Genomic DNA, 10856 nt, shown 5'->3' with positions numbered 1-10856 from the left:
ATGACCGGGGGATGAAGAGTTAATGCCGAAGGGATGACAGGTAAGAGGGAATGAACGCACAGAGGCCCTCTACTGAAGGGAGAGGAAAAATCCGGGTGCGGAGTCAGCTGTGCGTGGGGGCTGCAGAGCGGCGCAGGGGTAACAAACTGCACCGCCGGGTACCCTCTCCCTTTCGAGGGAGAGGGTTAGGGGGAGGGGAAAAGTGCAGCGTTAAGGTTCTTTCACCACGTTGACCATCCACGGGACGCCAAAGCGGTCGATCACTTTACCGAAGCCGTGCGCCCAGAATGTCTCCTGCCAGACCATCTCTATCTGCCCGCCGTCGGCGAGGCCGTCAAACCAGCGTTTACCCTCGATAACATCTTGCGGATCAAGCACGATAGTAAACCCGGCGTAGCGCTCCATTTTACTGGAGGGGCTGTCGCTGAGCATCAGGATGCTGTCGGCGATGCGCAGACTGGCGTGGGCGATGCCGTCGGCGGCCAGATGCTGGCCGGAGGGGCAGCCATCCTCTGCGTCATGAATATCCCGCGGCATTTCGCCCCAGGTGATTTTATGGAGAAGTTCAGCGCCCAGCGCCTGCTGGTAGAACGCGATGGCGGCCGCGCAGTTGCCGCTAAAAGCGATATAGGGACTCAGGGGCATAAGCATCACCTCAGGTAACGAATATTCCATTAAGCGTAGAAGGGGATTGCAGAATTAAGCCAGGCGGCAGCGAAGGAAGACGCAAGAAGAGGCGGAAGACGATCGGACAATTCGCAAAACGGTACGGGAAAATATATTTCCCCCCGACGACAGGCGCCGGGGGAATAAAATCAGTTCTTTTTAACAAATTCGGATTTTAGCTTCATCGGGCCAAAACCATCAATTTTACAGTCAATATTATGATCGCCTTCAACCAGGCGGATATTCTTCACTTTAGTACCGATTTTTAGCATTGAAGAGCTGCCTTTAACCTTGAGATCTTTTACGACGGTGACGCTGTCGCCGTCGGTGAGTAAATTACCGTTGGCATCTTTGACCACCAGCGCGTCGTTATCATCCGCAGGCTCGGCATTGTTCCATTCATGGGCGCATTCCGGGCAGATAAACATGCCGCCATCTTCATAAGTGTATTCAGAATGGCATTTCGGGCAGTGTGGCAGTTGCATGACGTTCCTCGCGATTACTGGGTAAAACAGGACGTTGGTCCATTAAATGGCGGCTGATAGCCGAAAGTGTAAGTGATTATAGCGCAATCCCGCACTTTTGTCGGGCCTTTTTTATGAGTTACTGCAGGGAAGAAAATGAATATACCCCGTGAAGAGCGACGGGGTTATTTCCATAAAAACCGCCAGATATTTCCGGAAATGTATCGCTAAGTTCCAATATTCATTGAACTTATTGGTTTTGGCCGACTCTGTTTAAGGGTAGGTAAATTTTTGTGAAGTTGATCCCAAATTTAAACGCTGTTAGGGTAAAAAGGCGAGAACGCAAATTCACTACACTTATTAGCGGCCCCGCATATTCATTATGGCCAGAGCAGGCGTCAACAGGTTCGGTTGTACGGACTGTCAGCAGACAGTGCAGGCAAACCTGCTACGCTTGAAATGTGGAGCACAGCAATTCGCCGCTCCCAACGCATGACGCGAATGACCTTGTCATTCGGCGGAGATTCGTGCGCTCAAGGCGAGAGCAAAAGAGGATAATTATGCTTAAAAGGAAAAAAGTAAAACCCATCACGCTTCGGGATGTGACCATCATTGATGATAGCAAACTGAAGAAAGCGATTACCGCAGCCTCGCTGGGTAACGCGATGGAGTGGTTCGATTTTGGGGTATATGGTTTTGTTGCGTATGCTCTTGGTAAGGTCTTTTTCCCCGATGCCAACCCCAGCGTGCAGATGATTGCCGCGCTCGGTACTTTCTCGGTTCCCTTCTTAATTCGTCCACTAGGCGGCCTGTTCTTCGGGATGCTGGGCGATAAATATGGTCGACAAAAAATTCTGGCGATAACCATCGTCATTATGTCGATAAGTACATTCTGTATCGGTCTTATTCCGTCGTATGCCACCATTGGTATCTGGGCGCCGATTCTGCTGCTGCTGTGTAAAATGGCGCAGGGATTCTCGGTGGGCGGAGAATATACCGGGGCATCGATCTTTGTGGCGGAATACTCGCCTGACCGTAAACGCGGCTTTATGGGCAGCTGGCTGGACTTCGGTTCGATAGCGGGCTTCGTGATGGGCGCGGGCGTGGTGGTACTCATTTCCAGCATGGTAGGCGAAGAGAACTTCCTCGACTGGGGCTGGCGTATTCCGTTCTTCCTCGCGCTGCCGTTAGGCATTATTGGTCTTTATCTGCGCCATGCGCTGGAAGAGACGCCGGCGTTCCAGCAGCACGTTGATAAAATGGAGCAGGGCGACCGCGAGGGCCTGCAGGACGGGCCGAAAGTCTCCTTTAAAGAGATCGCCACTAAACACTGGCGTAGCCTGCTGACCTGTATCGGTCTGGTGATTTCCACCAACGTGACCTACTACATGCTGCTGACCTACATGCCGAGCTACCTGTCGCATAACCTGCACTATTCAGAAGACCACGGGGTGCTGATCATCATCGCCATCATGGTCGGGATGCTGTTCGTTCAGCCGGTTATCGGTATGCTCAGCGACCGTTTTGGCCGTCGCCCGTTCATTCTGATTGGTAGCGTGGCGCTGTTCGCGCTGTCGATTCCGGCATTCATCATGATTAACAGTAACGTTCTCGGCCTGATTTTCGCCGGTCTGCTGGTGCTGGCGGTTGTGCTGAACTGCTTTATCGGAGTGATGGCTTCGTCGCTGCCGGCGATGTTCCCGACCCACATTCGTTTTAGCGCCCTGGCCAGCGCCTTCAACATCTCGGTGCTGATTGCCGGTCTGACGCCAACCCTGGCGGCGTGGCTGGTAGAAAGCACGCAGAACCTGATGATGCCGGCTTACTATCTGATGGTAATTGCAGTTATCGGTCTGATTACCGGCCTGTCGATGAAAGAGACCGCCAATCGTCCGCTGAAAGGGGCGACGCCAGCGGCTTCGGATATTCAGGAAGCGAAAGAAATTCTCGGCGAGCACTACGATAACATCGAGCATAAAATCGAAGATATCGATCAGGAGATCGCCGATCTGCAGGAAAAACGCTCTCGTCTGGTGCAGCAGCATCCGCGCATCAACGACTAAACCGTTTTGCTGTTAATCAATGCCGCCGTGGGCTTCCCCGGCGGCATTTTTTTATGCCCCGGCGGGCGCCAGATTATGGCGACGCTGCTGGCTCAGCCTGCGATACTGCTGCGGCGGCATGCCGACATATTTATTAAAAGTGCTGTAAAAGCGGCTGCTGGAGCCGAAACCGGCGGTCAGGGCGATATCGAGGATGGTCTTATCGGTGTCGCTGAGCAGCGCCCGAACGTGATTAATGCGCATCGCGGTAATGTACTGCTTCATGGTTTGCTGCATCACCCGCTGAAAAATCCCCATCGCGTAGTTGGCATTCAGCTTCACATGCTCGGCGACATCGTTGACGGTGAGCGCCCGATCGTAGTGGATGGCAATATATTCCAGCATCTGGCTGACGTAAAACTGGGCGTGGCGCGAAACGCTGTTCTTATGCGTGCGTGAAGTCTTGTTCACCAGAATCGGCTGCCAGCCGGAGAGGCTCAGGCGCTTGAGCATCAAAGCGATTTCATCGATCGCTAACTGGCGGATTTGCTCATTATCGCTGTTCAGCTCCTGCTGCCAGCGCTGGACTTCAAATACGCTGAGCTGCTGGGCAGCCAGCGATTTCACCACCATACCGTGGGTGACGTGGTTAATAAGCTCCCGATCCAGCGGCCAGGATAAAAACAGATGCATCGGCAGGTTGAAGATAGCCATCTGCCTGCAGGCCCCTGGTCGGGTAAGGCGATGGGGCGTACAGGCCCAGAACAGGGTGATATAGCCCTGCTCGATACGTACCGCTTCATCGTTGATCAGATACTCGACATCGCCGTCGAAGGGGACGTTCACCTCCACCTGACCGTGCCAGTGGCTGGCGGTCATGGCATAAGGAGTACGCAGCTCGATATCCATCCGCTGGTATTCAGAGTAGAGCGCCAGCGGGCTGCGGGGCAGTCGATCGTCGCTGCTGCTCATATACGCGTCGGCGGGATGCGCTGCGCGGGGTTTATCGATCATGATGTGGATTCCTGAATCATCATTCTTGCCGATTTTTGACGCCAGTCAGCGCTTATCTTAGTCGAATTAAAGGCCCGTTTTCTCTTCTTTTTCGCCCATTTATTCCCGAAAAATCAGTTTTCATGCTTGCCGGTAGCCGATCTGAGTTTTCGGGAATGCTCCGGCGGGAAGAGGGCAGCCCGCCGGTAGTCCGGCATGCCACTCTGTTACCGTTCACTAACCCTACGGAGAGCACCCTATGTCTGCCCCCAAAATTACCTTTATCGGCGCCGGTTCGACGGTATTCGTCAAAAATATACTCGGCGATGTGTTTCAGCGCCCGGCGCTAAAGTCCGCGCATATCGCCCTGATGGATATCGATGCGACTCGCCTGGAGGAGTCGCATATTGTGGTGCGCAAACTGATGGATTCTCTGGGCGCGGAGGGGGAAATCAGCTGCCATCGCGACCAGAAAGCGGCGCTGCAGGACGCGGATTTTGTGGTGGTGGCCTTCCAGATTGGCGGCTATCAGCCCTGTACGGTCACCGATTTTGAAGTCTGTAAGCTGCATGGCGTGGAGCAAACTATTGCCGATACGCTTGGCCCGGGCGGAATTATGCGCGCGCTGCGCACCATTCCGCACCTGTGGCGCATCTGCGACGATATGACCGAAGTTTGCCCGAATGCCACTATGCTTAACTACGTCAATCCGATGGCGATGAATACCTGGGCGATGTACGCCCGCTATCCGCATATTAAGCAGGTCGGACTGTGTCATTCGGTGCAGGGGACGGCGGAGGAGCTGGCCCACGATCTGGATCTCGACCCGGCGGATTTACGCTACCGCTGCGCCGGTATCAATCATATGGCCTTTTACCTGTCGCTGGAGAAAAAGCTCAGCGACGGCAGCTATGTCAGTATTTACCCGGAGATGCTGCAGGCATTTGCCGAAGGACGCGCGCCGAAGCATCGCGAAGATTCGCGCTGCCAGAACATCGTCCGCTATGAGATGTTTAAAAAGCTGGGCTATTTTGTCACGGAGTCGTCCGAGCACTTCGCGGAATACACTCCCTGGTTTATCAAGCCGGGGCGTGAGGATCTGATTGCGCGCTATCAGGTGCCGCTGGATGAGTATCCGAAACGCTGCGTAGAGCAGGTGGCGAACTGGCACAAAGAGCTGGAGCGGTATAAAACCAGCGAGCGCATTGAGGTCAAACCCTCGCGCGAGTACGCCAGCACCATTATGAACGCCATCTGGACAGGCGAGCCGAGCGTGATCTACGGCAACGTGCGTAACGATAATCTTATCGATAACCTGCCGCAGGGCTGCTGCGTGGAGGTGGCCTGTCTGGTGGACGCTAACGGCATTCAACCGACCAAAGCGGGCAAGCTGCCTGCCCATCTGGCGGCAATGATGCAAACCAATATCAACGTTCAGACCCTGCTGACGGAGGCGATACTCACGGAAAATCGCGACTATATCTACTATGCGACGATGATGGACCCGCATACGGCGGCGGTGCTGGGCATTGAGGAGATCTATGCGCTGGTGGACGATCTGATCAACAGCCACGGCGACTGGCTGCCGGCGTGGGTGCATGGCTAATCAGGTATTGTGCCGGATGACGGCTAGCGCCTTATCCGGCCTGGAGGTGGCTTTGCGTTTTTCTCCCGGCTCGCGCTGCGCTTAGCCGGGCTACGGGTTTACCGCCGTCTTTCCCGATGGCGCTGTGTATGACCGGGCTACGGGTTTACCGCCATCAGCGTACACGTAGCCCGGACAAGGCGCGTCAAGCGCCGCCTCCGGGGAACAGCGCGCAATGTCGCTTCAGATTATCTTCCCGGTGGCGCTGCGCTTAACCGGACTACGGATTTACCACCGTCTGCGGATGGGATTTAACCATGCGTCAGAAAGCGCGCCAGCCGCTGCTGCAGAATTTGATTTTCACGGCTCAGGCGCGCGTTCTCGTCAAGCAGCGTCAAGGCGACGGCGATCCCCGGCCAGTCCAGCTCCAGCTCTTTGCGTAAGCGTACGGCGCGGTGAACAATTGTCACCGCACTATCGTCAAACAGCCACTTTTCCCGCTGCGGCTGGCGCGGCTCGATCATGCCGAGGCCGACAATTTCGTTCAGCTCCTCCTCGGAAAGGCCGGTGTGGAGACAAAATTCGGTAATCGTAAACGTCACTGTTATCTTAGCCATCAGGCTTTCCCCCATGTCTTACGCGGCTCGAAGCTGGATTGCGCATCGGCCAGCTGCTGCCAGAGCTCGCGGCTCTTCTCATCCGGTTTTGGCGGCATAACGATTTTAATCACGGCGTACAGATCGCCAGTGGTGGTTTTGCTGGCCAGCCCTTTGCCCTTGACGCGCAGGCGCTGTCCGGCCTGGCTGCCCGGCGGGATGGTCAACAGAATGCTCTCTTTGAGCGTCGGGATAGTGACTTTGGTGCCTAATGCCGCTTCCCATGGCGCCAGCGGCAGGACAATTTCAAGGTTATGTCCGACGATATCAAACAGCGGATGCGGGGCGATATGTATCACCAGCCACAGGTCGCCGTTCGGGCCGCCATTCTCGCCGGGGGTGCCCTGGCCTTTCAGGCGGATGCGCTGGCCGTCGACGACGCCTGCGGGAATTTTTACGTTCAGAGTTTTCGGCGTTTCGCTTTCAACCATGCCAAAGACGTTATAAACCGGCAGCTTATAGCTGATAGTGCGCGTCTGCTCGGCTAAAGTCTCTTCAAGGAAAACCGCGACTTCTATCTCTAAATCATGGCCGCGCACGCCCTGCTGGCGGCGGCTATGATGCGCCTGCTGGCCAAACATGGAGGAGAAAATGTCGTCAAAGTCCTGCTGGCTGTAGCTCTGCTCGTGGGAGTGCTGCTGACGGCCAAAGTGCGGATCGTTGCGGTGCTGCCACAGTTGGTCGTATTCAGCGCGGCGCTGGTCATCTTTAAGCACTTCCCAGGCTTCGGCGAGATCTTTGAACCTGGCTTCGGCATCGTTTTCTTTACTGACATCGGGGTGATATTTGCGTGCCAGACGGCGATAGGCGGTCTTGATGGTTTTCAGATCGTCCGTTGGCTGAACCCCTAAAATGGCATAATAATCCTTTAATTCCATGATGTTATCTCATTTATGCGCAATATTACGGTTACAGATCCCTGGAACAGGTGTCTTTATTAAGCGTAGGGCAAATGAGGACGGATGTGGCGGAAAAGTGGCGCAAACTTGACGCCGTCGGGATCGACGGCGACAGAACGTGGCTAACCCTATTCGGCAGAAGGCCTGCTGCGGTTCCTGCGCAGCCCTTCCAGCAGCACCAGGGCAGCGCCAATGGCGCCGCCGATCAACGGAAGGGCGGCTGGCGCGTTGGGGAACAGATGAACGATGGTGACATCGCTCACCATCATTGAGCCGGCTATCCAGCCGATAAGCGCGCCGCCCAGCATCACCACCGACGGGAAGCGGTTAAGGATCGCCAACACCAGTTTACTGCCCGCGACAATAATCGGGATGCTGATCAGCACCCCCAGCGCGACCAGCAGCAGATGGCCTTTTCCGGCGGCGGCGACGGCCAGTACGTTGTCCAGCGACATAATGACATCGGCAACGGTAATGGTGACCGCAGTACGCCACAGGCTGCTGGAGCTGCTGATTTCATTCTCTTCTTCCTGATTGGTGACCAGCTTGATACCGATCCACAACAGCATCAGAGCGCCAACCACTTTCAACCACGGCAATGAGAGCAAATAAATAGCCACGGCCAGGAGCAGCACGCGCGCCGCTATCGCACCAAAGGTGCCGATAATAATCGCTTTGGTCCGCTGATGCGGCGGCAGCTTACGGCAGGCCATCGCGATCACCACCGCGTTGTCGCCGCCTAATAACAAGTCGATAGCGATAATTTGCAGCAGGATAACCGCTACGTCCCACTGACTGAAAAACTCATTCATACCTAACTCATCTAACTAAAAAGAGGCCCTGGGGGGAAAAGCAGGGGGCGAAGCGTACTCCCGTTCACGCGCGTTGACCACCCGCTAAATCGCGAGGGCGCATTGAGTTATTGAAAAATATAGTTACTAATCATTGCCTCGTCCGGGGATGATTCGCAGGCAAAGGATGATATTTTGTTCGTAAAGACACACCTGCCGTTCACCCATCGCAAGGACTACCCACATGCCCGGCCATAAGAATTTACTGACACTCGCCTTTATTGGCGCCGCCCTGCTTCCGGTGATGGCAACTGCCGCTGATGCACCCACCTTCACGCCCGAACAGGAAGCCCGTATCGGCAAAATTGCCGCGGACTATTTAGTCGCGCATCCGGAAGTGCTGCTACAGGCCAGCCAGAAGCTGCAGCAAATTCAGGAACAGCAGCAGGCCAGCGCCGCGACGCAGGCGGTACTGAAGAACGCGGCTGCGCTGACGCAGGATAAAAACACCCCAACCTATGGCCCGAAAGAGGGCAAAGTGACCGTTATTGAATTCTTTGATTATCAATGCGTTTACTGCAGCCGTCTGGCTCCGGTCATGGAGCAGGTTATTAAAGAGAACCCGCAGACCCGCTTTGCTTTCAAAGAGTGGCCAATTTTTGGCAGCCGTTGGGAAACCTCGCTGGAGGCGGCGAAAACCGGGCTGCAGATTTATCAGCAGAAGGGCGCAGAGGCCTATTTGACCTACCATAACGGCATCTATTCCACCGGGCATAACGAAGGCAAGCTAACCGCCGCTGACGTGCAGCAGCAGGCGAAGAAGGTCAATTTCGATGCGAAGAAAGCGGCGGACGTTGAGTCGGTACTGGAAAGTACCAACCAGCTGGCGCAGGAGATCGGTTTAAGCGGTACGCCCGGCGTTATCGTAATGCCGACGACCGGCGCCACGGAGGCGACGATCACCGTATTCCCTGGGCTGGCGGATAAAGCCTCGCTGGATGCGGCGATTAAGAAAGCGGGCGGCTGATAATTAAAGCCGCCCACGGAAAACTCATCATTAGATGATCTGATAAGTTTTGTCGGCCATATAAAGCGCTAGCCGCTACCCGGTAGCGCTTCTTCGCCACGGCAGCAGCGCTGCAGCATCGACATAATCACCTGAAATAGCTCATCTTTCGCCTGCTGCTCCGTGATGACGCCGTTTACTACCGCAGCCGATAGCCCGTCGGCGGATCCAAGCATGGCGAGAATGGCTGCTTCGCTGAGGTTTTCACTCTCGCAAAGCGGCGAAAAATATTGCCGGCATTTCGCGGTAAATGCGGTTATGCACTCCTGCTTGATCTTCTCCAGCTCAGGCGTCCCGGCCAGCGCGGCCATCACGCTGGGCATTTCGCGGCCCTGGAGCAGGACGCACTCAATGTAGGCATTAGCGATCGCCGAAGCCAGTGTCTCCGCCCTGGGTTCGATGTTGCGCAGAATTTCATCCATCTTTACGCTCTGGCGCTGGTCGTATTCCGCATACAGCGCCGCGAAAAGTCCCGAACGGCTGTCAAAATGATCGTAAACCACCGGTTTAGTCACCCCCGCCTGGGTCGCCAGATAGCCCAGCGTCAGGGCGTCGGTTCCTTCCTCGCGAATAATATGCCAGGCGACGTCCATCAGCTGCGTGCGCCGCTCTTCTCGCGTTAAACGCTGCCGTACGAGGGGTTGAGACATAAAAGGATTCTCCCGTTGACATGCTAATATACCAAAGGTAAGTTACCATGAGTAGGTTACTGTTAGTATATTAGACTACGTCCAATATCGTTATCGCGCAACTGGGGTATCTGTCATGCATGCATTAATCGTGGTTTCTCATCCTCTTAATACTTCTCTGACTCACAGCGTAGCGACGGCTATTGCGCAAGGGATTGCCGAATCCGGCCAGCAGCACACTGCTGAAATAGCAGATTTAACGCAGGAAGGCTTTAACCCGGTGTTTACTGAGCCGGATATCGCCGCATTTCTGCAAACCGGCGCCACGCCGCCCGATGTGGTTGCTGAGCAGGCCAGACTCGATCGAGCCGACGCACTGGTGCTGGTCTTTCCCGTTTACTGGTGGTCGATGCCTGCGCTGCTGAAGGGCTGGATCGACCGCGTGTTTGCCAACGGCTGGGCCTATGAGGAAACCGCCGGGGGCGAGGTGGTGAAGAAGCTCGGGCGCCTGCGAGTGCACCTGGTTGCGTTAGGCGCAGCCAATCAGAAAACGTATGATAAGCATGGGTTTACCGCTGCTTTTCATGCGCAGATCGCCCACGGCATTTTTGATTACTGCGGGGCGACGGTGGCCAGTTCGCAGCTGCTGCTGTTACCGGAGCTGGAAACGGCGAAAGCGCATCTTGAGGCGGGGTATCAGCTAGGGAAGACGATATTTAACTGAAAGCATAAAAGCAAAAACCCAGCCATAGGCTGGGTTCTCTGAATAGTGGTGCCCGGACTCGGACTAACGCCGCAGGCGTTGAACAGCGCGCTTGTCGCGCTGGCCCCGAAGGGGTGAGCCGCCGTGCGGCGAATAATCGAACGGAGTTCGATGGAGAGTCCGCTCGCGGAAAAGCAAAAACCCAGCCATAGGCTGGGTTCTCTGAATAGTGGTGCCCGGACTCGGACTAACGCCAGAGGCGTTGAACAGCGCGCTTGTCGCGCTGGCCCCGAAGGGGTGAGCCGCCGTGCGGCGAATAATCGAACGGAGTTCGATGGAGAGTCCGCTCGCGGAAAGCAAAA

Annotated in this window: 12 protein-coding genes; 5 read left to right on the top strand and 7 right to left on the bottom strand. The window is 55.5% G+C overall.

Going from position 1 to position 10856, the window contains the following annotated elements:
* Nucleotides 1–210: 210 nt before the first annotated feature.
* Nucleotides 211–645, bottom strand: a complete 435-nt coding sequence (yjdN, locus tag KO1_RS22375) for a VOC family metalloprotein YjdN (RefSeq protein WP_016808411.1) — start codon at nt 643–645, stop codon at nt 211–213.
* 170 nt (nt 646–815) lie between these two features.
* Nucleotides 816–1151 carry a zinc ribbon domain-containing protein YjdM gene (locus KO1_RS22370; protein WP_004109392.1) on the bottom strand — a complete coding sequence of 112 codons (336 nt, stop codon included), beginning with the start codon at nt 1149–1151 and terminating at the stop codon, nt 816–818.
* Nucleotides 1152–1690: 539 nt separating this feature from the next.
* On the opposite strand from KO1_RS22370, the gene proP reads away from it, so the two are divergent.
* On the top strand, nt 1691–3193 hold the full coding sequence (gene proP, locus KO1_RS22365) for a glycine betaine/L-proline transporter ProP (RefSeq protein ID WP_004109391.1): 1503 nt from the start codon (nt 1691–1693) through the stop codon (nt 3191–3193).
* 51 nt (nt 3194–3244) lie between these two features.
* Here the strand turns inward: proP and melR are convergent, their stop codons facing one another.
* Entirely contained in the window at nt 3245–4186 is a 942-nt protein-coding gene (gene melR, locus KO1_RS22360; protein WP_004117308.1) for a transcriptional regulator MelR, read from the bottom strand.
* Nucleotides 4187–4424: 238 nt separating this feature from the next.
* On the opposite strand from melR, the gene KO1_RS22355 reads away from it, so the two are divergent.
* Nucleotides 4425–5771 carry an alpha-glucosidase/alpha-galactosidase gene (locus KO1_RS22355; RefSeq protein WP_024273608.1) on the top strand — a complete coding sequence of 449 codons (1347 nt, stop codon included), beginning with the start codon at nt 4425–4427 and terminating at the stop codon, nt 5769–5771.
* A 290-nt stretch (nt 5772–6061) separates the two neighbouring features.
* Here the strand turns inward: KO1_RS22355 and cbpM are convergent, their stop codons facing one another.
* The 3 genes from cbpM to KO1_RS22340 all read right to left on the bottom strand — a co-directional run bounded on the left by cbpM (nt 6062) and on the right by KO1_RS22340 (nt 8117).
* Nucleotides 6062–6367, bottom strand: a complete 306-nt coding sequence (gene cbpM / locus KO1_RS22350) for a chaperone modulator CbpM (protein ID WP_004109388.1) — start codon at nt 6365–6367, stop codon at nt 6062–6064.
* The gene (gene cbpA / locus KO1_RS22345) at nt 6367–7284 is read right to left on the bottom strand and encodes a curved DNA-binding protein (RefSeq protein ID WP_004109383.1); all 918 of its coding nucleotides are present in this window, start codon (nt 7282–7284) and stop codon (nt 6367–6369) included. Before cbpA ends, cbpM begins: the two co-directional genes overlap by 1 nt.
* Before the next feature lie 149 nt (nt 7285–7433).
* Nucleotides 7434–8117, bottom strand: coding sequence for a TerC family protein (locus KO1_RS22340; protein WP_004109381.1), 684 nt, complete (start codon nt 8115–8117; stop codon nt 7434–7436).
* 223 nt (nt 8118–8340) lie between these two features.
* On the opposite strand from KO1_RS22340, the gene KO1_RS22335 reads away from it, so the two are divergent.
* Entirely contained in the window at nt 8341–9123 is a 783-nt protein-coding gene (locus KO1_RS22335; RefSeq protein ID WP_004109379.1) for a DsbA family protein, read from the top strand.
* 68 nt (nt 9124–9191) lie between these two features.
* On the opposite strand, the gene KO1_RS22330 is transcribed toward KO1_RS22335, so the two are convergent.
* On the bottom strand, nt 9192–9812 hold the full coding sequence (locus tag KO1_RS22330) for a TetR/AcrR family transcriptional regulator (RefSeq protein WP_064407111.1): 621 nt from the start codon (nt 9810–9812) through the stop codon (nt 9192–9194).
* A 115-nt stretch (nt 9813–9927) separates the two neighbouring features.
* Between KO1_RS22330 and KO1_RS22325 the strand changes: the two genes are divergently transcribed.
* On the top strand, nt 9928–10515 hold the full coding sequence (locus KO1_RS22325; RefSeq protein WP_004117316.1) for an NAD(P)H-dependent oxidoreductase: 588 nt from the start codon (nt 9928–9930) through the stop codon (nt 10513–10515).
* Between the two features lie 150 nt (nt 10516–10665).
* On the top strand, nt 10666–10856 hold a 191-nt coding region (locus KO1_RS28620; RefSeq protein WP_064407109.1), incomplete at its 3' end, for a hypothetical protein.

Origin of the sequence: Klebsiella oxytoca NBRC 105695, assembly GCF_001598695.1 — a bacterium.
GTDB classification, from domain to species: Bacteria; Pseudomonadota; Gammaproteobacteria; order Enterobacterales; family Enterobacteriaceae; genus Klebsiella; species Klebsiella oxytoca.
The sequence above is the reverse complement of the archived record's forward strand: the minus strand, read 5'-3'. Positions and strand labels throughout refer to the sequence as shown.

What these genes read in the sequence shown, in the direction of transcription:
- yjdN (WP_016808411.1), bottom strand. Translation starts at nt 645, where the DNA reads ATGCCCCTGAGTCCCTATATCGCTTTTAGCGGCAACTGCGCGGCCGCC.
- KO1_RS22370 (WP_004109392.1), bottom strand. Translation starts at nt 1,151, where the DNA reads ATGCAACTGCCACACTGCCCGAAATGCCATTCTGAATACACTTATGAA.
- proP (WP_004109391.1), top strand. Translation starts at nt 1,691, where the DNA reads ATGCTTAAAAGGAAAAAAGTAAAACCCATCACGCTTCGGGATGTGACC.
- melR (WP_004117308.1), bottom strand. Translation starts at nt 4,186, where the DNA reads ATGATCGATAAACCCCGCGCAGCGCATCCCGCCGACGCGTATATGAGC.
- KO1_RS22355 (WP_024273608.1), top strand. Translation starts at nt 4,425, where the DNA reads ATGTCTGCCCCCAAAATTACCTTTATCGGCGCCGGTTCGACGGTATTC.
- cbpM (WP_004109388.1), bottom strand. Translation starts at nt 6,367, where the DNA reads ATGGCTAAGATAACAGTGACGTTTACGATTACCGAATTTTGTCTCCAC.
- cbpA (WP_004109383.1), bottom strand. Translation starts at nt 7,284, where the DNA reads ATGGAATTAAAGGATTATTATGCCATTTTAGGGGTTCAGCCAACGGAC.
- KO1_RS22340 (WP_004109381.1), bottom strand. Translation starts at nt 8,117, where the DNA reads ATGAATGAGTTTTTCAGTCAGTGGGACGTAGCGGTTATCCTGCTGCAA.
- KO1_RS22335 (WP_004109379.1), top strand. Translation starts at nt 8,341, where the DNA reads ATGCCCGGCCATAAGAATTTACTGACACTCGCCTTTATTGGCGCCGCC.
- KO1_RS22330 (WP_064407111.1), bottom strand. Translation starts at nt 9,812, where the DNA reads ATGTCTCAACCCCTCGTACGGCAGCGTTTAACGCGAGAAGAGCGGCGC.
- KO1_RS22325 (WP_004117316.1), top strand. Translation starts at nt 9,928, where the DNA reads ATGCATGCATTAATCGTGGTTTCTCATCCTCTTAATACTTCTCTGACT.